22 protein-coding genes, 1 pseudogene and 2 riboswitches are annotated in these 21,333 nt (G+C 35.3%); of the genes and pseudogenes, 10 read left to right on the top strand and 13 right to left on the bottom strand.

Annotated elements, in window-relative coordinates:
* Positions 1-4: 4 nt before the first annotated feature.
* Entirely contained in the window at positions 5-772 is a 768-nt protein-coding gene (locus tag ACXVYO_RS22230) for a DUF1129 domain-containing protein (RefSeq protein WP_458468504.1), read from the bottom strand.
* On the bottom strand, positions 759-1,103 hold the full coding sequence (locus tag ACXVYO_RS22225; protein ID WP_458468503.1) for a PadR family transcriptional regulator: 345 nt from the start codon (positions 1,101-1,103) through the stop codon (positions 759-761). The genes ACXVYO_RS22230 and ACXVYO_RS22225 overlap by 14 nt, the downstream gene beginning before the upstream one ends.
* Positions 1,104-1,297: 194 nt before the next feature.
* On the opposite strand from ACXVYO_RS22225, the gene ACXVYO_RS22220 reads away from it, so the two are divergent.
* Entirely contained in the window at positions 1,298-2,074 is a 777-nt protein-coding gene (locus ACXVYO_RS22220; RefSeq protein ID WP_458468502.1) for a 3-hydroxybutyrate dehydrogenase, read from the top strand.
* A 209-nt stretch (positions 2,075-2,283) separates the two neighbouring features.
* Here the strand turns inward: ACXVYO_RS22220 and ACXVYO_RS22215 are convergent, their stop codons facing one another.
* From ACXVYO_RS22215 to ACXVYO_RS22200, 4 genes are all read right to left on the bottom strand, one after another.
* Entirely contained in the window at positions 2,284-2,421 is a 138-nt protein-coding gene (locus ACXVYO_RS22215) for a YvrJ family protein (protein WP_000393345.1), read from the bottom strand.
* Between the two features lie 67 nt (positions 2,422-2,488).
* Positions 2,489-3,550, bottom strand: a complete 1,062-nt coding sequence (gene mtnA, locus ACXVYO_RS22210; protein WP_458468501.1) for an S-methyl-5-thioribose-1-phosphate isomerase — start codon at positions 3,548-3,550, stop codon at positions 2,489-2,491.
* Positions 3,547-4,728 carry an S-methyl-5-thioribose kinase gene (mtnK, locus tag ACXVYO_RS22205; protein WP_458468500.1) on the bottom strand — a complete coding sequence of 394 codons (1,182 nt, stop codon included), beginning with the start codon at positions 4,726-4,728 and terminating at the stop codon, positions 3,547-3,549. Before mtnK ends, mtnA begins: the two co-directional genes overlap by 4 nt.
* Positions 4,729-4,819: 91 nt before the next feature.
* Positions 4,820-4,961: riboswitch (SAM riboswitch) on the bottom strand.
* A gap of 71 nt (positions 4,962-5,032) precedes the next feature.
* Positions 5,033-5,896, bottom strand: a complete 864-nt coding sequence (locus ACXVYO_RS22200) for a carbon-nitrogen family hydrolase (protein WP_458468634.1) — start codon at positions 5,894-5,896, stop codon at positions 5,033-5,035.
* 14 nt (positions 5,897-5,910) lie between these two features.
* Here ACXVYO_RS22200 and ACXVYO_RS22195 point away from each other — a divergent pair, with 14 nt between their 5' ends.
* From ACXVYO_RS22195 to ACXVYO_RS22170, 6 genes are all read left to right on the top strand, one after another.
* Positions 5,911-7,089 (top strand): aminotransferase class I/II-fold pyridoxal phosphate-dependent enzyme, encoded by a 1,179-nt coding sequence (locus ACXVYO_RS22195; RefSeq protein WP_458468499.1) that lies wholly within the window; start codon positions 5,911-5,913, stop codon positions 7,087-7,089.
* A gap of 64 nt (positions 7,090-7,153) precedes the next feature.
* A riboswitch (SAM riboswitch) is annotated at positions 7,154-7,259 on the top strand.
* Between the two features lie 64 nt (positions 7,260-7,323).
* A complete protein-coding gene (mtnW, locus tag ACXVYO_RS22190; protein ID WP_458468498.1) occupies positions 7,324-8,568 on the top strand; it encodes a 2,3-diketo-5-methylthiopentyl-1-phosphate enolase in 1,245 nt (414 codons plus the stop codon).
* The gene (locus ACXVYO_RS22185; RefSeq protein WP_458468497.1) at positions 8,565-9,224 is read left to right on the top strand and encodes a 2-hydroxy-3-keto-5-methylthiopentenyl-1-phosphate phosphatase; all 660 of its coding nucleotides are present in this window, start codon (positions 8,565-8,567) and stop codon (positions 9,222-9,224) included. Before mtnW ends, ACXVYO_RS22185 begins: the two co-directional genes overlap by 4 nt.
* Positions 9,221-9,859: a methylthioribulose 1-phosphate dehydratase gene (locus tag ACXVYO_RS22180; RefSeq protein WP_098344938.1), complete on the top strand. Its 639-nt coding sequence runs from the start codon at positions 9,221-9,223 to the stop codon at positions 9,857-9,859. The genes ACXVYO_RS22185 and ACXVYO_RS22180 overlap by 4 nt, the downstream gene beginning before the upstream one ends.
* Positions 9,837-10,349 carry a 1,2-dihydroxy-3-keto-5-methylthiopentene dioxygenase gene (locus ACXVYO_RS22175; RefSeq protein WP_073516344.1) on the top strand — a complete coding sequence of 171 codons (513 nt, stop codon included), beginning with the start codon at positions 9,837-9,839 and terminating at the stop codon, positions 10,347-10,349. The genes ACXVYO_RS22180 and ACXVYO_RS22175 overlap by 23 nt, the downstream gene beginning before the upstream one ends.
* Before the next feature lie 304 nt (positions 10,350-10,653).
* Positions 10,654-10,929: a hypothetical protein gene (locus ACXVYO_RS22170; RefSeq protein ID WP_000054671.1), complete on the top strand. Its 276-nt coding sequence runs from the start codon at positions 10,654-10,656 to the stop codon at positions 10,927-10,929.
* A 42-nt stretch (positions 10,930-10,971) separates the two neighbouring features.
* Here the strand turns inward: ACXVYO_RS22170 and ACXVYO_RS22165 are convergent, their stop codons facing one another.
* The 4 genes and pseudogenes from ACXVYO_RS22165 to ACXVYO_RS22150 all read right to left on the bottom strand — a co-directional run bounded on the left by ACXVYO_RS22165 (position 10,972) and on the right by ACXVYO_RS22150 (position 14,713).
* Positions 10,972-11,304: a DUF3909 family protein gene (locus ACXVYO_RS22165; RefSeq protein WP_458468496.1), complete on the bottom strand. Its 333-nt coding sequence runs from the start codon at positions 11,302-11,304 to the stop codon at positions 10,972-10,974.
* Between the two features lie 5 nt (positions 11,305-11,309).
* A complete protein-coding gene (locus ACXVYO_RS22160; RefSeq protein ID WP_458468495.1) occupies positions 11,310-12,188 on the bottom strand; it encodes an NAD(P)-dependent oxidoreductase in 879 nt (292 codons plus the stop codon).
* A 4-nt stretch (positions 12,189-12,192) separates the two neighbouring features.
* Positions 12,193-13,330, bottom strand: a pseudogene (locus ACXVYO_RS22155) (serine hydrolase).
* 90 nt (positions 13,331-13,420) lie between these two features.
* Positions 13,421-14,713, bottom strand: coding sequence for a GGDEF domain-containing protein (locus ACXVYO_RS22150; RefSeq protein WP_001023199.1), 1,293 nt, complete (start codon positions 14,711-14,713; stop codon positions 13,421-13,423).
* 331 nt (positions 14,714-15,044) lie between these two features.
* On the opposite strand from ACXVYO_RS22150, the gene ACXVYO_RS22145 reads away from it, so the two are divergent.
* From ACXVYO_RS22145 to ACXVYO_RS22135, 3 genes are all read left to right on the top strand, one after another.
* Positions 15,045-15,662: a nitroreductase family protein gene (locus ACXVYO_RS22145; RefSeq protein WP_458468494.1), complete on the top strand. Its 618-nt coding sequence runs from the start codon at positions 15,045-15,047 to the stop codon at positions 15,660-15,662.
* A 290-nt stretch (positions 15,663-15,952) separates the two neighbouring features.
* Complete coding sequence (locus ACXVYO_RS22140; protein ID WP_000100487.1) at positions 15,953-16,171, top strand: hypothetical protein; 219 nt, start codon at positions 15,953-15,955, stop codon at positions 16,169-16,171.
* Between the two features lie 196 nt (positions 16,172-16,367).
* Positions 16,368-16,736 (top strand): DUF3915 family protein, encoded by a 369-nt coding sequence (locus tag ACXVYO_RS22135; RefSeq protein WP_000468011.1) that lies wholly within the window; start codon positions 16,368-16,370, stop codon positions 16,734-16,736.
* Positions 16,737-16,833: 97 nt separating this feature from the next.
* On the opposite strand, the gene ptsP is transcribed toward ACXVYO_RS22135, so the two are convergent.
* The 3 genes from ptsP to ptsG all read right to left on the bottom strand — a co-directional run bounded on the left by ptsP (position 16,834) and on the right by ptsG (position 21,009).
* A complete protein-coding gene (gene ptsP, locus ACXVYO_RS22130; RefSeq protein ID WP_098834284.1) occupies positions 16,834-18,546 on the bottom strand; it encodes a phosphoenolpyruvate--protein phosphotransferase in 1,713 nt (570 codons plus the stop codon).
* Complete coding sequence (gene ptsH / locus ACXVYO_RS22125; protein ID WP_000411080.1) at positions 18,546-18,809, bottom strand: phosphocarrier protein HPr; 264 nt, start codon at positions 18,807-18,809, stop codon at positions 18,546-18,548. The genes ptsP and ptsH overlap by 1 nt, the downstream gene beginning before the upstream one ends.
* A 136-nt stretch (positions 18,810-18,945) precedes the next feature.
* Positions 18,946-21,009 carry a PTS glucose transporter subunit IIABC gene (gene ptsG / locus ACXVYO_RS22120; protein ID WP_458468493.1) on the bottom strand — a complete coding sequence of 688 codons (2,064 nt, stop codon included), beginning with the start codon at positions 21,007-21,009 and terminating at the stop codon, positions 18,946-18,948.
* Positions 21,010-21,333: the final 324 nt, after the last annotated feature.

The following is a 21,333-nucleotide window of genomic DNA, read 5'->3' as shown; positions in this document are numbered from 1 at the left end:
TCCCTTATTTAACCGCTTCTCTTCTATTCATCTTCATCATAATTTCAAGGAAAATTAAAATAAACAAACTTCCGTATAAACATATAATCTGAAATAACATTGGCATGAGATCTTCCGAAGTAAATGTTTTAAACAGTAACATAATTGAAAGTGGAATGATTAAATATAAATTTTTAAACCATCCTTCAAAATATATATTTATCGCTATTGTGATAATAAAAATAGCTCCAGCTAATATAAAACTTTGCGTTTGGGTGAATGTAAACATTTTTGTAGGATAGATCACATCTAATATCGTAACAACTCCTATTAAAAACATTGGCGCAATCATAACTAAAAACCACATAGAAAACCACGTTTTTGTAAAACTTGTCACAAAGGTCATTTTGCGAAGTAAAAAATTAGGACCCATTACAGCTACAATCAATGTAAAACTATACCCAACGCACTGAATAAGTGAAATTTGTAGCATTCCGTTATTCACTATTAAGATAGAAGCAATAATCCAAAACGATACGATATTCATTACTGTAAAACCAATTTGCTTCCACGTTTCCTGTCTATCCTTTTCCATTACTTTTACAAGTTCATTTGCATATTCTTTCGGTGAGCTTCCGAAAATATCTTCTATACTTTTTCCATCGCTCTCACCCTCAATTAAATGAAGTTCTGCATCTTCAATAAAATTTTCAATATCGCTTTCTTTCACACCCTTTGCTGCTAAAAACAATCTCATTTCTAATAAAAACTTTCGTGCTTCACTTGATAGCATTATTTTTTCTTCCCTTCCCTTCAAGTAGACGCTCTACACTACTTTGCATCGTTTCCCAACGATCCATAAATTCATTAAGTGCTTCCTCGCCTTTTTCTGTTAATGTATAATATTTTCGCTTGGGGCCAGATGGAGATTCCTTCATTACACTTGTTATTAATCCTTCCTTTTGCATTCGTATTAATAACGGATAAATACTTCCCTCACTCGCCATTGTAAAGCCATATTTTGCTAGCTTTTCACTCATTTCATAACCGTATATTTCACCTTCAGAAATAATAGCAAGTAAGCATCCTTCTAAAATCCCTTTCAGCATTTGACTTGTCGACATAATTCAATCCTCCCACTATCTTGTTTTACAAGATAGATAAGCGTAAGTATCTTGCTTTACAATGTAGTATAGCAGAGACTATTTTGTAAAACAAGATAGCTAGCAAATTTTTTCCAAATCTTTGCAGGATTTTTATTATCCGCCCTCTAAATAGAGCAATATGAGAACTTTATTACGAAGGGATGTTTTTCACCATGGTTACAAATCGTGTTGTCTTTTTAACAGGTGCTGCAAGTGGTATTGGTTATGAAATGGGAAACGCTTTTGCAAAAGAAGGTGCAAAAGTTGTGATTACCGATCGTCTTGAAGAACGTGCAAAAGAGGCTGCTGAACAATTACAAAAAGAAGGCTATCAAGCTATCGGTTTAAAATGTGATGTTACATCTGAAGAAGAAATTACCGCTGCAATTTCTCAAACAGTTGCTCATTTCGGTTCATTACATATATTAATTAACAACGCAGGAATGCAGCACGTTTCACCAATTGAAGATTTTCCAACCGAAAAGTTCGAATTACTTATTAAAATTATGCAAATCGCTCCTTTTATCGCAATTAAGCATGCCTTCCCAATCATGAAAAAACAAAAGTATGGCCGAATTATTAATGTAGCCTCCATTAATGGCCTCGTTGGATTTGCAGGAAAATCTGCCTACAATAGCGCGAAGCATGGCGTAATTGGATTAACAAAAGTTGCCGCTTTAGAAGGCGCTACTCACGGAATTACCGTTAATGCGCTTTGTCCTGGTTATGTCGATACCCCTCTTGTACGTAATCAACTACAAGATTTAGCTACTACACGAAACGTACCACTTGAAAATGTTTTAGAGGATGTTATTTATCCACTTGTACCACAAAAACGCTTATTACAAGTTCAAGAAATCTCTGATTATGCTCTGTTTTTAGCAAGTGAAAAAACTAAAGGTATAACTGGTCAAGCTGTCGTTATCGATGGTGGCTATACTGCTCAATAAAGTGAAACTTTAATCAGTGGGGGTTTTCTTAATCCCCACTGATTATTAGCCCTCACCAATCGGACTTTTATGGACAGCCCGCCCCCCACCTAAATTCTTTGCTTTCGCTGAATTTTGAGGTGGGGGTCTTACTGCCCATTAAAGCGGGATAAAAATAAAGTTTGCTCCCGAAGAGCAAACTTTATTTTACTTTCTATCGCGAGGACCTCCTACTTTAGTAATTGTTTAGGGAGTTTCTCGATTGCAACAATTACCCCATCTAATTTACTTTCAATACGATGAAGTAAATATAATGTTACAACAATCGGAAAGCCTACATTACCTACCATCCTGATCCACTCTTCCATCTTTCTCTCCTCCTTTCATTATATAAATAAGAGAAAAGAAAACATTTAGGCATAAAAAAACAAGCTATTATGTATTAGCTTGTCTTTCAAATAATGATGCAATTTCCTGTTCATAATCTCCTCGTATAATACCTTTCTCGGTAATAATACCTGTAATTAATTCATTCGGCGTTACGTCAAATGCAGGATTATAAACATCAGTTCCAATTGGCGCCACTTGTTTTCCAAAAATTTTCGTAACTTCTGTTTCATCTCTTTCTTCAATAACAATTTCTGCACCTGTTTGTTTCGTAATATCAAATGTCGATAGCGGAGCTGCAACGTAAAACGGGATATCAAAATACTTTGCTAATATAGCTAAATTCATTGTTCCGATTTTATTTGCTGTATCTCCATTTGCGACAATTCGGTCCGCTCCTACTATAATCGCGTTTATTTCTTTCGTTTGAATAGCATGAGCTGCCGTATTATCTGTAATAAGTGTTACATCAATATTTGCCTGTTTTAATTCCCAGGTCGTTAAACGCCCACCTTGTAAAACCGGTCTCGTTTCACACGCATACGCATGTAAACGCACACCTTTTTCTTTTCCAATATAAAACGGTGCTAATGCAGTACCATATCTAGCAGTTGCAATACTGCCAGCGTTACAAATTGTTAAAATGTTATCATCATCTTTAAAACATGTTAATGCATGTTCTCCAATACTCCGGCATACTGCTTCATCTTCTTGCTGGATGAGAAGCGCTTCTTCTTCTAATTTTTTTTGCGCTTCTTTTATTGTATTAATTTCCCGAATGGATTCTCTCATACGATCGATTGCCCAAAATAAATTGACTGCTGTCGGGCGTGACGTTCCTAAATAATTACAATCTCTATTAAACTTCTTTTGAAATTCTTCAATATGTACAGTGTTATATTTTTTTGATGCAAGCGCCAAGCCAAATGCAGCTACAATTCCAATTGCAGGTGCTCCTCTTACTTCTAGCATGACAATACTTTTCCATACATCTTCAATTGTCGTTAATGTTTTGTATTCTATACTATGCGGCAACTTTGTTTGATTTAATACTGCAATGGCATCCCCTTTCCAACTGACAGACCTCGGAATAGTAACAATTGTACTCATGCTTTTACCCCTCCAAAAACTGTCTGTTGGAATAGTGTTCGGAACAGTTGAATATCAGCGCTCTTAGATTCATATTTTATTAGTTCTCTACCTAAGGATAACGCCTGTTTCTTAGCTTGAATTCTCGTTTCTCTATTTGCTATTTCATCTAAATCAGCTACATGCGCTAAGCCAATTGTTCTACGGATAAGCTCACATCCGGCAAATCCAACGGCATCCGTAAAAATATTTTGCAAAATAATTGGCAACCATTGTTTCTCTTTCGTATATGCTTCTACACCTTCTCCAATCCATAACTTCGTAAAAGTTTCTACAAAATAACTCCATGTTTTCTCAATATGGAAAAATAGCACACTTCTTTTTTCCTCTTCACGTGATAACGCATTTAATAATAAATTTGCAATAAATTGACCAAGATCAAATCCAAATGGACCATATGTTGCAAATTCTGGATCAATCACTTTCGTTTCAGAAGGTGATGAAAAAATACTTCCCGTATGTAAATCTCCATGAATGAGTGCTTCTTTTCTCGTTAAAAATTTATATTTATACTGTGCCACTTTTAGTTTGACAGTTTTGTCACTCCATAGTTCATCTACAGCTAGCTGCAAATCTGGTTCATAATCATTCGTATCGTAATGACCGAACGGATCTGTAAACACTAAATCTTCTGTAATTCTACAAAGGTCTGGGTTTACAAATGCACCTTCTAGTACCCTTTTCTCTTCTGACTCTAATCCGAAATCTGAAGTGTAAAACAACACATGTGCTAGAAAACGACCAATATGTTGGGATAAAAGTGGATACTCCTCTCCATCTATTAATCCTTTTCTTGCAATTGTTAGTCTTGATAAATCTTCTATGACTGTTACCGCTAACTCTTCATCATGACTGTACACTACCGGCACATATTCCGGCACATACTTCGCGAAAATTTGTAATGCTTTACTTTCAATCGTCGCTCTTTTTATAGATAACGGCCAGCTCTCACCAACTACTTTCGCATATGGCAATGCTTGTTTTAGTATAATAGACTTCTCTCCATCACCTAATTTGAACACGTAATTTAAATTTCCATCTCCAATTTCATGACAAACTACATTTGCTTTCTTTTCAAAATAACCGTGTTCTTTCGCATATTGTATAGCTGTCGTTTCAGTCAATGAATAATATTCCATCGTCTTCTCCCCTTTTTTTAAATTCAGAGGTTTTTCTAACACAGAAAAACCTCTTTCCACTAAGAAAGAGGTTTGAAGTTTATCTTCTCCCCTCTTATCTGCCAGAAAGTAAACTTTCTGCTGGAATTAGCACCGTGCCTTTTGGCGTAAATAAACGCCCCATTTCACAATGGTATTACGGTCGGTTGCTGGGCTTCATCGGGCCAAATCCCTCCACCTGCTCTTGATAAGAGTTGTATAATTTTTTGAATTTTTAACTTTATGTTGAAGACTATACCAAGAATAAAAATCACTTGTCAACATTTTATTTGTATAATTCTGGACGACGATCTGCAAAAACTGGAATTCCTTTGCGTACTTCTTTAATTTTCTCAAAATGAAGCACTCCAAATAAAATTGATTCTTCTTCATTCGCTTCTACAACAACTTCTCCCCAAGGATCGACAATTAAAGAGTGACCGGCAAACTCATTATTCGGATCCTTTCCTGCCCTATTACATGCAACAACATAACATTGATTTTCAACTGCTCTTGCTTGTAATAACAAACGCCAATGTGCTAAACGAACTAATGGCCATTCTGCTACAACAAATAAAACTTTTGCCCCTTTAGCAGTATGAACGCGCATCCATTCTGGAAAACGAATGTCATAACAAATTGTGCCGGCGCACTCTACATCATCTAACTTAAATTCGCCTGTACTATTTCCAGCTACTAAATATTTATGTTCATCCATAAGCTGAAATAAATGCACTTTACTATATTCTTTGACTAGTTCTCCTTCCTTGTTTACCACATACATTGTATTTGTAACACCTTGCTCTGTTTGCTTCGCAATAGAACCACCGACAATATGTACACCATATTGTTTCGACCATTCTTTCAGCTTTTCTTTCGTTTCCAATCCATCCCTATCTGCAATTTCAGAGAGTCTCGTTAAATCATATCCTGTTGTCCATAGTTCTGGTAAGACAATAACATCTGGTCTTTCTTTCATCGCTTCGCTTATTTTATTTTTAGCATTCTCAATATTTTTTTCTACATCTCCAAAGACAATATCCATTTGAATACATGCGACTTTCATTTTGTCAGCCCCATTCTTAATTTTTTCTTTACAAAATACTGGAAAGATTATATCATTTGTCACTAGAATTGTAACAACTTTCAAAAGAGGTGGAAAGTATGAAATTATTTCAACCTTCTGAGATAGTAACATCATTGCCAACACAATTTTTCGCTTCACTTGTTGCAAAAGTTAACAAAGTCGTAGCAGCTGGTCACGATGTTATTAATCTAGGTCAAGGTAATCCAGATCAACCAACACCGCAGCATATCGTAAAAGCTTTACAAGATGCTGCTGAAAAAACCATTCATCATAAATATCCGCCATTTCGCGGACATGAAAGTTTAAAAGAAGCCGTGGCAACATTCTATCAACGTGAATATGATGTAGTAGTAAATCCCAAAACAGAAGTTGCTATTTTGTTTGGCGGAAAGGCTGGATTAGTAGAATTACCAGTTTGTTTTACAAACCCTGGTGATACTATTCTCGTTCCAGATCCAGGCTATCCAGATTATTTATCAGGAGTTGCTTTAGCAAAAGCACAATTTGAAACAATGCCGCTACTGGCAGAAAATAATTTTTTACCAGATTATACGAAAATTGATGACTCTATTGCGAAACAAGCAAAATTAATGTTTTTAAACTATCCAAATAATCCTACTGGTGCTACTGCATCAAAAGAGTTCTTTGAAGAAACCATTCATTTTGCTAATGAACATAACATATTAGTTGTTCATGATTTTGCTTACGGTGCCATTGGATTTGATGGTCAAAAACCTGTTAGTTTCTTGCAAGCAGACGGTGCCAAAGATACAGGAATTGAAATTTATACTCTATCGAAAACTTTCAATATGGCTGGGTGGCGTATCGCTTTTGCAGTAGGAAATGAAAGTGTCATTGAAACCATTAACTTATTACAAGATCATATGTACGTTAGTATTTTTGGTGCAGTTCAAGATGCTGCCCGCGAAGCACTATTAAGTTCACAGTCTTGCGTAATAGACCTTGTAAATAGTTACGAATCTCGAAGGAACGCTCTTATTTCAGCTTGTCACTCAATTGGTTGGAATGTAGACATTCCAACCGGCTCATTCTTTGCATGGCTTCCAGTACCAGAAGGTTATACATCTGAGCAATTTTCTGATATTTTACTAGAAAAAGCACACGTTGCAGTTGCTCCTGGTGTTGGATTTGGTGAACATGGGGAAGGCTATGTCCGCGTGGGTCTCTTGCATACAGAAGATAGATTACGAGAAGCCATTAAGCGAATTGATAAATTAAATTTTTTCAAAAAGTAATTGACAACATGAAAAATATCTGACAAAATTCAGTTATCTTAAAAATTTAAACATTTCTAAATACTTCTTATCAAGAGCAGGTGGAGGGACGAGCCCGACGAAACCCGGCAACCGATCTACAATTGTAGACACGGTGCTAATTCTCGCAGCATTACGCTGACAGATAAGGAGCTGGTTGTAAAAAAACCTCTCCTTAGCTGAGAGGTTTTTTTATTTAACTAGGAGGGTATAACAATGAGCGGAATTATAGCGACATATTTAATCCATGATGATTCACATAACTTAGAAAAAAAAGCTGAGCAAATTGCACTCGGTTTAACAATTGGCTCTTGGACACATTTGCCACACTTATTGCAAGAACAATTAAAACAGCATAAAGGCAACGTCATTCATGTTGAGGAATTAGCTGATCAAGAACATATCAATTCGTATTTACGTAAAAAAGTAAAACGCGGGATTATTAAAATCGAATATCCATTATTAAATTTCAGTCCAGATTTACCAGCAATTTTAACAACTACATTCGGAAAGCTATCACTTGATGGCGAAGTGAAATTAATTGACTTAACTTTTTCAGACGAGTTAAAAAAACATTTTTCTGGCCCAAAGTTCGGCATAGATGGTATTCGAAACCTTTTACAAGTGCATGAGCGTCCTCTTTTAATGAGTATTTTTAAAGGGATGATTGGACGAAATATTGGGTATTTAAAAACGCAATTACGCGATCAAGCAAGTGGTGGTGTAGATATAGTAAAAGATGATGAGATATTATTTGAGAATACATTAACACCACTTACGAAACGCATCGCATCTGGAAAAGAAGTTTTACAATCCGTATATGAAACATACGGGCATAAAACGTTATATGCCGTAAATTTAACAGGACGAACTTTTGATTTAAAAGAAAATGCGAAGCGTGCAGTGCAAGCTGGCGCTGATATTCTATTATTTAACGTATTTGCTTACGGACTAGATGTACTACAATCACTAGCAGAAGATGATGAAATCCCAGTTCCCATTATGGCACACCCTGCTGTAAGTGGCGCTTACTCAGCATCCAAGTTATATGGAGTTTCATCTTCATTATTACTCGGAAAGCTATTACGTTATGCTGGAGCTGACTTTTCATTATTCCCATCTCCATACGGAAGTGTTGCACTAGAAAAAGAGGAAGCTCTTGCTATCTCAAAATATTTAACTGAAGACGATCCATTTTTCAAGAAGAGTTTTTCTGTTCCGTCTGCTGGTATTCACCCTGGTTTCGTTCCCTTTATTGTGCGAGATTTCGGTAAAGATGTTGTTATTAATGCTGGCGGCGGGATACATGGACATCCGAATGGGGCGCAAGGCGGCGGGAAAGCTTTCCGTACTGCAATTGATGCTACTTTGCAAAATACACCACTCCATGAAGTAGATGACATAAATTTGCATAGTGCACTACAAATATGGGGAAATCCTTCTCATGGGGTGAAATTATGAGTATTCAAGTATTTTGTGATTTCGATGGCACGATTACAAATAATGATAACATTATGTCCATTATGGAAAAATTTGCACCACCAGAAGCCGAAGAAGTAAAGAATAGAATTTTATCACAAGAGCTGTCTATTCAAGAAGGTGTTTCTCAATTATTTCAATTAATACCTACTAGTCTACACGATAATATGATTCAATTTTTAATAGAAACTGCTGAAATACGTAATGGTTTTCATGAATTTATACAATTTGTAAATGAAAATGACATTTCTTTTTACGTTATATCAGGTGGAATGGATTTCTTCGTCTATCCACTCTTACATGGAATCATTCCAAAAGAGCAAATTTACTGTAATGAAACAGACTTTTCAAGTGAATTCATTACCGTTAAATGGCCTCACCCTTGTGATCATCAATGTCAAAATCATTGCGGATTATGTAAATCATCTTTAATCCGCAAATTAAGTGATACGAATGACTTCCATATTGTAATTGGAGATTCCATTACTGATTTACAAGCTGCAAAACAAGCGGATAAAGTATTTGCCCGCGACTACCTTATTACAAAATGTGAAGAGAATCATATTGCTTATATACCTTTTGAAACATTTCACGATGTTCAATCTGCATTAAAACATTTGTTGGAGGTGAAATTATGAAACAACTTTTTCGTCAATGGTATGACTTAAGCGAGATTAAAAAAGAATTAACAATACGAAATTGGTTTCCTGCAACGAGTGGTAATATTTCTATAAAGGTTAGTCATGAACCACTCACTTTTCTCATTACAGCAAGTGGTAAAGATAAAACAAAAACTACTCCAGATGATTTTCTATTAGTAGATCATCTAGGGGTTCCCGTATTAGAGACTGAGTTACGTCCTTCAGCAGAAACAATATTGCATACACATATTTATAACAATACGAATGCCGGATGCGTACTTCATGTTCATACAACTGATAACAATGTCATTACAAATTTATATAGTGATGCAGTCACCCTTCAAAATCAAGAAATTATTAAAGCTCTCGATATTTGGGAAGAAGGCGCAACAATTAACATTCCTATTATCGAAAACCATGCTCATATTCCAACGCTTGGTGAAAACTTCCGAAAACATATACAAGGCGATTCGGGAGCAGTATTAATCCGTAACCATGGTATTACCGTATGGGGCCGAGATAGCTTTGATGCAAAGAAAAGATTAGAAGCTTATGAGTTTTTATTCCAATTTCATATAAAACTATTATCAATTCAAGGAGGCGTTTCTAATGGCGCAAATTCGTATTCATGAAGTAAATACTCGCATTGAAAATGAAGTGGAAGTATATAAATTTCTACAAGAGGAAGGCGTTTTATATGAGAAATGGAACATTTCTAAACTTCCTACTCATTTAAATGAAAATTACTCTTTAACAGATGAAAACAAGGCTGAAATATTAGCTGTGTTCTCAAAAGAAATTGCTGATGTTTCAGCGCGCCGAGGTTATAAAGCCCATGATGTAATTTCACTTTCAAATAGCACACCTAACCTTGACGAATTATTAATTAATTTCCAAAAGGAACACCATCATACTGATGATGAAGTTCGCTTTATTGTTAGTGGTCATGGCATCTTTGCCATTGAAGGAAAAGATGGAAAGTTCTTTGACGTTGAACTTGAGCCAGGCGATCTCATATCTGTTCCTGAAAATGCAAGACATTATTTTACCTTGCAAAATGATCGCCAAGTTGTAGCTATTCGTATTTTTGTTACAACTGAAGGCTGGGTTCCAATCTATTAAGGTAGTTAGTTGAATAGAAGGACTTGGATCCCCTTTTCCAACCTTTTATTCACTCTACATATATACATCCTCCTATGGAACAGGCTTATTTCATTTTTGAAATAAGCCTGATTTTTTATTTTCCCAAACATATGAGTCCTTCTATTCCAAAACAATCTCCCCTTCTATTTTTTAGCGAATTTTTTAACATTTTTTGAACATTTATTGAACTTTTTTTGAATTTTATCTGAAAATTCTGTTTTGCATATGATATACTACAAATAACTAAGAAGGAAAAGAATATCGCAAACAGAGGGGGATAATCATGAGTTTACTTATCGCACTTATACTAGGCGTTACGTGTGGAGCACTTCCTGTTATTCTAGGAGCTATTATGGAAGAGTTGGAAGTTGGTGTTTTAGGTTTTGTCGCATCTTGTGTAAGCGCTTTATTTTTTGGCTTATTCGGTGCTATTCCTGTTTCAATTCTGTGTGCATTTTATATAGTACGCCATGCTCGTGCAAAACAATTCGGTCCTAATCATATCGCACAAGTTATTCCATTCCCAATCGAACGATGCCGCCGGGCTTCTAGCTTATAATTATAAATTTAAAAATAAATAAAAGTCCTCAACTGAGGACTTTTATTTATTTTCTTCTAGAAATTGAAACAATTCTTGTAGGTGCAAGACGTCTTCACTATAGCTAACAGATACGTGACATATACCGTCAATCTCAGCTTGCATATATAGATCAACTCCATCTCGATCATATTTCAATGCCAAATAAAATTCCATTTCTTCTAACATCTTTTTTGAAGTTCGAATAACATAATGCCCATTTTCATCTCTTCCATATTCGAATTTCGGCTCAAAATCATATTTTTGTTTAAAAGCTTCTTTTTGTTTTTCATTAATTTGTATACAAGTTGCTCGTTGTACAGTATCAATCATCTCATCAAATTTTTGAAGATCCATCTCATTTACCCCCTTATATATTTTTTGTATAACACTTGTGTTCCGCTATTCTCTTCCCCATCTTTCATTAAATCTTCATACAATTCCTTCGCCAAACTTAAACCCGGTACTGGTAATTGCAATTTTTCAGCCTCATCTAAAGCAATCTTCATATCTTTCATAAAATGCTTTACATAAAACCCTGGTTCAAAATCTCCCTTTAACATTCGAGGAGCTAAATTACTCAATGACCAGCTACCTGCTGCTCCCGTTGAAATACTCTCTAATACTTTATCTGGATCTAGTCCAGCTTTTTTCGCATAAGCAACAGCTTCACATACTCCAATCATATTTGAAGCAATCGCTATTTGATTGCACATTTTTGTATGTTGTCCACTTCCAGCTGGCCCTTGCAACTGAATATTTGTTCCTAGCTTTTCAAATAAAGGTAAACATTTTTCATATATTTCTTTCTCGCCACCGACCATAATTGCAAGTCTTGCTTCTTTCGCACCAACATCTCCTCCAGATACAGGTGCATCTAACGTATATACATTCTTACTTTTACCAGTTTCATTAATACGTTTTGCCAATGTTGGTGTAGATGTCGTGAAATCAATTGCCATCATGCCTTCATTTGCATTCTCCAAAATTCCATCTATCCCAAAGTATACTTCTTCTACATCATGTGGATATCCAACCATAGTCATTACAACATCAACTTGCTTTACTAACTCTTTCGGTGTATCACACCAATTTGCACCATCTTTCACTAAAGAGTCTGTCTTCGCTTTTGTTCTATTATATACATATACTTTATAACCGTCTTGCATTAAATGACGCACCATACTTTTTCCCATTACACCAATACCGATGAAACCTATTGATACATTTTTACGTTCCATTTTCTCATCCCCTTTGTTTTAATAAATCACTTACCATCTTTCGAAACTCATTATTAAAATCATTATCTATACTATTTTTCACATTTGAAAATAAAATAACAAAAGTGCCTTTTTCTTTATTAAAATTATTGAAAGTGTTCCAACCAGATAGTACACCATGATTATGAAAATAATCCGGATATATGTAAAAACTAAATGCATATTTTCGTTCTGCTGAAGGTGAAAACATCGCTTGTATACTTTGTTCAGAAAGAAGTTTCCCATTTATAATCGCTTCGTCTAATTTCTTCATATCGCCAACTGTCGTATACATCTCACCGCATCCGTATAACCACTCCATTAACAATTTTTGTGCAGGTTCAAGTACATTCTCTTTCTTTACATATCCTTTAGCAAAATGCTGATCTCCCTGAGCCATATTTCCCATACCAGATTCATTCATTTCTGCTTTAGTAAATATATTTTCTTTTATGTAATCTCCTAAAGGTTTTTTTGATATGCTTTCTATAATATTAGGCAAGCACCATATAATTATAATCTGTATATCTCCAACCTGTGCCTGGTGGAAATTCTAATTTTTGACTTGCAATCCAATTTACTAAATTTATACGAGAAGCGGCATTCACTTTCCCTTTTCCGCTTTCTGGTAAACCTGATGTGTGTGTTAACAAATGATATAAGGTGATATTTTTATCTACCGGAAAAGAGGGAATATATTTATTTACATTGTCTTGAATATTTAGCTTCCCTTGTTCCTGTAGCTGTAAAATAGATGTGGCCACAACTGTTTTCGTAATAGAACCGATACGATATTTAGTTTGAGGCGTATTTTCTATCTTATTTTGAACATCAGCATACCCGTATCCTTTATTCAATATAACATGCTCTTTATCTGTCACTAAAACTGTTCCATTAAATTGCTTTCCTATTAAATATTGATCTAATTTTTGAGATATACTAGCATAATCAATTTGTTGTTCTTCTTTTTCTTCTATATTCTCTTGTACTTCTGATTCAATAGTAGGATTCACCTTAGTTGTTAATACAGTGCTTTCCTTTATATTGGGATTATAGAGAAAATAGTATACTCCACCACAAACTACAGCTGACAGCAAAGCCATCGTCATTATTTTTTTTATCATGTTGTTCCTCCATAATTCCTTCGTCCAAAATCCCCCCCACATTCTATTATCGAACAATAAAAAAAAATCGCAACAATTTGTTGCGAAAAATCACTTTTTTTCTTTTCTATATACGCACACTTGATTTTTCCCATTTTTTTTCGCTTCATACAATGCAATATCCGCTCGCTGCATTAATTCTTCTCTTGTAATCCCTTGTTCATATAATGCAACTCCAAAGCTAGCTGTTAATTTCGAAATTCCTGAGAAATGCTTTGTTTCAATAAAAAATCGCAATGATTCCGCAACCTGAAATGCCTCTTTTTCTACTGTATTCGTTACTAATATAATAAATTCTTCTCCTCCCCACCTTGCAAATACATGTTGCTGCTCCACTTTAGATTTCATAAGCTCTGCAAGCTGAATTAACGCTAAATCACCAAAATCATGACCATACGTGTCATTTACTGTTTTAAAATTATCTATATCAAATAAAATAAGCGCTATTTTTTCATCGTTACGCATTGCATTATCCCATTCTGCCTCTAGTATTTGTTGGAACTTCAAACGATTATAAATCTCTGTTAACGAATCTATCATCGCAAGCCTTTCTTGTTCTTGATAGATTTCATCTAATTCTGTAATCTCTGTGCACTTCACAATAAACCTTGATAAATCTTCTGGCAGTGGTGTCGCACGCAATAAAAAAGTCGACACTTCTCCTTCATAATTGGACATCTTAATTCTTCTATCATATGATAATGTATCATCTAACCATGTTATATCATGGGTTGTTGAATAGTATCCATTTTCTCTAATAAAATGTTCAGCAAATACTAAATGTTGCTCACGATAGGCAAACAAATTTTCATATCCAAAAAACTCTAAAAAGTTTGTATTACAATCAACAATCTCATCGTCTTCTACTATAAATAATAGATCATTTTGAAAATCAAACATCGTTTGAAGTAGTTCTTGTTGCAAACTTACTTGCCGTACTAAAGAAAGCTGATACAAACTCTTATTCACTTCCTCTAACACCATTTGTGGAGTCACAGGGGCTATCACAATATTACGTATTCCTAACGTAAGCACCTCTGCAAACTCGCTTGTTATCTGTTGATCCCAAATGACAATAAATGTACTCTGTGGATTATACATATTCTTTATATATTTTATTTGAGAAAAATCTGTTACATACATAATTACAATATGTGGTTTAGTCCTCTGAAACAATAATTCTCCTTCTTCAAAACTATTTGCTATAAACATACATTTTGGATGGATATTTTCTATCGTTTGTTGATGTGTGCATCCATTTTCTATATAAAGGACATTTAACTGAAGATCTTGTAATACATTTTGGAAAACCGTATTCTCTAATAAAAAATGTAGTATGTTCATCACTAGTCTTCACTCACTTCATATATCTTGTTCTACTGAATTCCTCACAAACATTTTATAAAAGGCTGTTCTCTAAAAACTTTAATGAGTGAGGAATACATGTTAACAAGCTAATTGAGAATGTTATCTTCACTTTTTCACTCTATAAATTCCTTTTTTAGTGTATGATTATAGGAATTGTATCGTTTGTATGAATGCCCTAGCTTCCGCTTTAAAACTTGACAATTAAAATAAAGATATTATATTCTTAAATTCGATAACTTACAAAATATAAGTAGAATATTTTACATATATTTTTTCATTGTTTGATATGTAATTTGGAGGATATATAATGACAAACGATAACTTTTTTAACGTCCTATATGAACGCACATCTACACGTGCATACAACCCAGAGAAAGAAATTTCATCTACAGAGTTACACGATATTTTAAAAGGAGCTGCTCAAGCACCTTCTGCTTGGAACTTGCAGCACTGGAAATTCCTTGTATTCCAAGGTGAAGATGTACAGAAACGATTACATCCAATTGCTTATAACCAACAACAAATTCTTGATGCTTCTGCTGTAGTCGCTATTTTAGGTGATTTAGAAGCTTATAAAAATGTTGAACAAGTTTATGGTCCAATTGTAGAACAAGGATTTATGAAAGAGGAAGCAAAAGAGCGCTTAGCTAAAAATATTGAATCTGCCTATGCTCGTGAACAATTCCCAAGAGATGCAGCCTTTTCAAATGCATCTTTAGCAGCAATGCAGCTTATGCTTGCAGCTAAAGCAACTGGTTGGGATACTTGTGCTATTGGTGGTTTCAATCCACAAGCACTTACAGAAGAATTCAATGTTTCATCTCGCTACGTACCAATTATGCTTATTACAATTGGTGAATCAACTTTAAAAGGCCACCCTGCACCACGAATGAGCGTAGAGCAAGTGAGTGAATGGGCAAAATAATAAAGTGAAACTGGAATCAATGTGAGGGTTTTACTGCACTTTCATACGAATAAAAAAGAAACGAAGGTAATTTTATTACCTTCGTTTCTTTTTTATTTTGTCACACATCCGTAATATTACAATGTATGATTCGACATCTACACATAAAAAAACAGTAAATTTTATGCTATTTTCATATACATAAATGGCGTTTCATGTCGAATTTTGTTAAAGTATCGAAATATAACCGTGTATTTTTGTTACAATTATGATACAATAATAACAAATAGATAACAAGAGAGGGATTTTCATTGAGTTCATACGGAAGCTTTATTGCACTTTTATGTTACATAGTAACTGTACTGCTTCTATATTTTATTGGAGATGCTGCAAACATTTCAGTATTACAATTTCCAAAAGAAGAAGCGTTCCAATTAGAATCAGAAAAACATACTGCACGATCCATCGTACCACTACTACTAGCTCTTCCTGTATATATCATCGTTTTATATAAAAGCAAAAAAGTGTAAAGGCTACCTATTTCATTCGTTTCGGTGGTCCTTACACTTTTTTGTGATATCTATCCTATTTTAAACATCATCCCGTAATAAACACCCAGCTAGTCATTTAAAATGAGAAAATCCCCTAGAAAAAATTCCACTCTCTGTCCAGTCACTCACTACCGAACTTACATAGATTATAAGTGTGAAGGGGGTGATGAGGATTATGTTTGGATCATTTGGATGCTGTGATAACTTTAGAGACTGTCATCATCATGAAAGAGAGTGCAGACATCATGAGAAAGAGAAAGAGAAAGAAGTAGTTAGACCACAACAACCAGCTGTATGTAACGTACTTGCTAGCATTTCAGTTGGAACAGAGCTTTCTCTGTTAAGCATTAGAGGTAACGGCACTTTCAATAATGTAATTTTTGAAGGTTTCGCTAACGGTGTTGCTCTTTTCTCTGCTTTAGCTCGTAATAACAATGACAAAGATAATAAAGACGACAACAAAGATGATAAGAACCGTCAACACAACAGCTTTACTGGCATTTTACGTGTATGCCCAACTGATATCGTTGCAATCGCTATCTAATTCTGTTCCTTATCCTCTGTAGTAAGAAAATAAGAGTTACTTTTCTCATAGAAAAAACCTGAGACCGATTTCAAATCGACTCAGGTTTTTTTATTACTTATATGCTTTTAACTAGTTCAACAACTTCTTCAGCAGTTGACATCATTAATGCTTTTTCTGCTAATGTTTCCATTTCTGCTTTTGACAACTTGCTTAGTTGTGTTCTTGCAGGAAGAATAGATGTTGCACTCATACTGAACTCATCTAAACCTAATCCTAATAATAATGGGATAGCAAGTGAATCTCCCGCCATCTCACCACACATACCAGCCCATTTTCCTTCTTTATGAGCCGCATCGATAACCATTTTTACAAGACGTAAAATAGATGGGTTATACGGTTGGTATAAGTAAGCTACTTGTTCGTTCATACGGTCTGCAGCCATTGTGTATTGGATTAAGTCATTTGTTCCGATAGAGAAGAAATCAACTTCTTTTGCGAATTGATCTGCTAATACTGCTGAAGCTGGGATTTCAACCATCATACCCACTTCAATAGAATCAGAAACAGTTGTACCCGCTTCTACAAGTTTCGCTTTCTCTTCTAATAAGATTGCTTTCGCTTGACGGAACTCATCAAGAGTTGCAATCATTGGGAACATAATTTTTAAGTTACCGTATACGCTAGCACGAAGTAATGCACGAAGTTGTGTACGGAACACATCTTGCTCATCAAGACATAAGCGAATTGCACGGTATCCTAAGAATGGGTTCATTTCTTTTGGTAAATGTAAGTATGGAAGCTCTTTATCTCCACCGATGTCAAGTGTACGAACAACAACAGGTTGACCTTCTTTTACACCTTCAAGAACTGCTTTATACGCTTCGAACTGCTCTTCTTCTGTTGGAAGATTGTCACGGCCCATGTATAAGAATTCTGTACGGTATAAACCAACGCCTTCTCCGCCATTATCGATAATACCTTGTACATCATTTGGTGTTCCGATATTTGCAACAAGCTCAACGTGATGTCCATCACTTGTTACAGTAGCTTGGTCTTTTAATTTTGCCCATTCAGCTTTTTGCTCTTCAAATTTCGCTTTCTTTTCTTCAAACGAGCGAAGAGTTTCTTCTGATGGATTTACAATTACTTCTCCATCTAAACCATCGATGATTACGATATCGCCGTTTTGGATTTTCTCCATAACAACTTTCGTACCAACAACAGCTGGAATTTCCATAGAGCGAGCCATAATTGCAGAGTGAGATGTACGTCCGCCGATATCAGTTGTAAAACCTTTTGCATACTTACGGTTTAACTGAGCTGTATCAGATGGTGTTAAATCTTCAGCAATGATGATTACTTCTTCAGAAATTGTACCTGGATTTGAGAAGTTAATACCTAGTAAATGTGCAAGAACACGCTTTGTTACGTCACGAATGTCCGCAGCACGTTCTTTCATATATTCGTTATCCATGTTTTCAAACATAGAAATAAACATTGATGCAACTTCATCCATTGCAAATTCAGCATTTACTTTTTCGCTATTTACTTTATCTTTTACTGGATTTACTAGTTCTGGATCATTTAACACTAATAAATGTGCTTCAAAGATCGCAGCTTTGTCAGCACCTAGCTCAGCAAAAGCGTGATCTTTAATAGCTTCTAATTCAGTTTTTGCTTTCTCAAGCGCAGCGTCTAAGCGTGCAATTTCTGCAGCTTCGTTTGTAATTGATTTCTTTTCGATGTTAAATTCAGGATTCTCAAGTCTGAAAGCCTTTGCAATAGCAATCCCACTTGATGCAGCGATCCCTTGAATGTTAAGAGTCATTATTCTCCTAATCCTTCGTTTTTCATAGTTTCTTCGATAGCTGCTAGTGCTTGAGCTGCATCATCACCATTTGCAGTGATTTTAATTTCTGCGTTTTGTTGAATGCCTAAAGACATAACGCCCATGATTGATTTTAAGTTAACGTTTTTTCCGTTATACTCTAAGTTAATGTCAGAACCAAATTTGCTTGCAGTGTTTACAAGTAGTGTTGCTGGACGAGCATGAATTCCTGAGTCGCTAGTTACTTTAAAGATTTTTTCCATGATAATTTATCTCCTTTAAATTACAGTATTTTTTTAGTTGTATAGACGTGAGTACTACATCATCTATTGTATATAATAGGCGATGTTCGGTCAACCACATCGCCTATTATAATTATAAACATTTTGCGTCAAATTCCTACTGAATGTCAATAATAGCGTTTTCGCCCTTCTTAACATTTCCATCTTTTTTCAATTCGACTTGTTGTCCTTGTTGTAAATTCGTAAAGACAATTGGTGTAATGATAGATGGTGCATTTTCTTTTACAAATGCAAGATCTACTTTTAATAATGGTTGTCCTTGTTTCACTTGGTCGCCTTGTGCTACAAGTGCTTCAAAACCTTCACCATTTAATTTTACAGTATCAATACCGAAGTGGATTAAAATTTCTTTTCCACCTTCAGATTGAATACCAATCGCATGCTTTGTAGGGAATACGTTGACGATCTCACCGTTAACTGGAGAAACTACTGTTCCTTCTGTTGGCTCGATTGCAAATCCGTCTCCCATCATTTTTCCTGAGAATACTTGATCAGGTACTTCTGTAATCGGTAAGATTTTCCCTTCAATTGGTGATACGATTGTTTCGTTTTCATCAACTTGTTTAGGAGTTTCTTCTACCTTTACAGGCTCTTCTTTTTCAACATGAGGTGTACGACCTGACATAATATCATGAATTTGTGATTTTAATGTGTCAGATTTCGGTCCAAAAATAGCTTGAATGTTATTTCCAACTTCAAGTACACCAGCTGCTCCAAGCTCTTTTAAGCGATCTTTGTTTACATTCTTTTGTTCATTAACTTGAACACGTAAACGAGTAATACAAGCGTCTAAAGAAGCAATGTTTTCTTTACCACCAAGTGCTACTAATACTTCACGTGGAAGTTCTCCTGCTTCTGTTTTACCTGCGCCGTCATTCGCATTTGCTACTTCACGACCAGGTGTTTTTAAATCCCATTTACGGATTGCAAAGCGGAATCCGAAGTAGTAAATAACTGCTAGTACAAGACCAACAATAATTACCCACCACCATGCTGTACGGCCTGGTAGTACACCGAATAACATAAAGTCGATTAAACCACCAGAGAATGTCATACCAATTTTAACACCTAAAATTTGCATTGTCATAAATGATAGACCAGCGAATACTGCATGAATTCCGAATAGTACTGGTGCTACGAATAAGAATGAAAATTCAAGTGGTTCTGTAATACCTGTTAAGAAAGATGTTAATGCAGCAGAGCCTAAAATACCAGCTGCTAATTTTTTATTTTCAGGACGTGCTTCATGGTACATTGCTAATGCTGCTGCTGGAAGACCGAACATCATGAACGGATACTTACCAGTTGTAAATGTACCTGCTGTTAATTCTACACCGTCTTTTAATTGTGCCATAAAGATTTTTTGGTCACCACGGATTAATTCGCCAGCTGCATTTGTATACTGACCGAATTCGAACCAGAACGGTGAATAGAAAATGTGATGTAATCCAAATGGAATTAATGAACGTTCAATTAAACCGAATATGAATGCTGCTAATGTTCTATTTGCATCAATCATTTGATGTGAGAACGTATTTAAGCCACCTTGAATGTATGGCCAAATGAAACACATGATTATACCTACTACTAAAGAGAATGTTGCAGTTGCGATCGGTACGAAACGCTTACCTGCGAAGAAACCTAAGTATGATGGTAATTCAATGTTGAAGTATTTATTATAGCAATATGCCGCTACTATACCGACGATAATACCACCAAACACTCCCGTTTGTAGCGTTGGAATTCCTAATACGTTTGCATATGCTGGATCAGTAAATCCAATTTTTACTGGATCTGCTCCAGAACTTGTTACTTTCACTAACTTATCTACTTCTAAGAACACACTCATTGTTTTGTTCATAATTAAGTAGCCGACGAATGCTGCTAATCCAGCTACTCCGTCTCCACCAGCTAAACCAATTGCTACCCCAACTGCGAATAATAATGCAAGGTTAGCGAAAATAATATCACCAGATTGTTCCATAATTTTTGCTACCATTACGAACCAATCTGCTTTTAAAGCAGGAATAACATTTGTTAACTGTGGATTTTGAAATGCATTACCAAATCCAAGTAAAATACCTGCTGCCGGTAAAATCGCTACTGGAAGCATTAACGCTTTTCCGACTTTTTGAAGAACACCAAAGATCTTCTTAAACATGGAAACCCTTCCTCTCTTATCTATATTGATACCTTCCGACAAACGCCAAAAAGACATGAGGAAAAAAAGATAGAACGATAGCTATACAAAGGGTAGTATATCCCTTTCTCAAGCTTACATTCCTTACTTTTCTCCACTCATGCCTGATCGAATCAGTAACACGTGTCAAAAATAGGTTTACTTATAAGTTCACTATAATTAAGGCAAACGTTTTCGTTACTTACCTTAATGTGTTTGTCGAAATTTGTATAACTTTGCATTAGTTATTATACATAACTATTGTAAGCGATTCAATGATTTTTTTTAACGTTTTCATTTTAGACA

The sequence above is a fragment of the Bacillus sp. BC08 genome (assembly GCF_054326875.1).
This window is presented reverse-complemented; position numbering and strand designations above follow the sequence as displayed.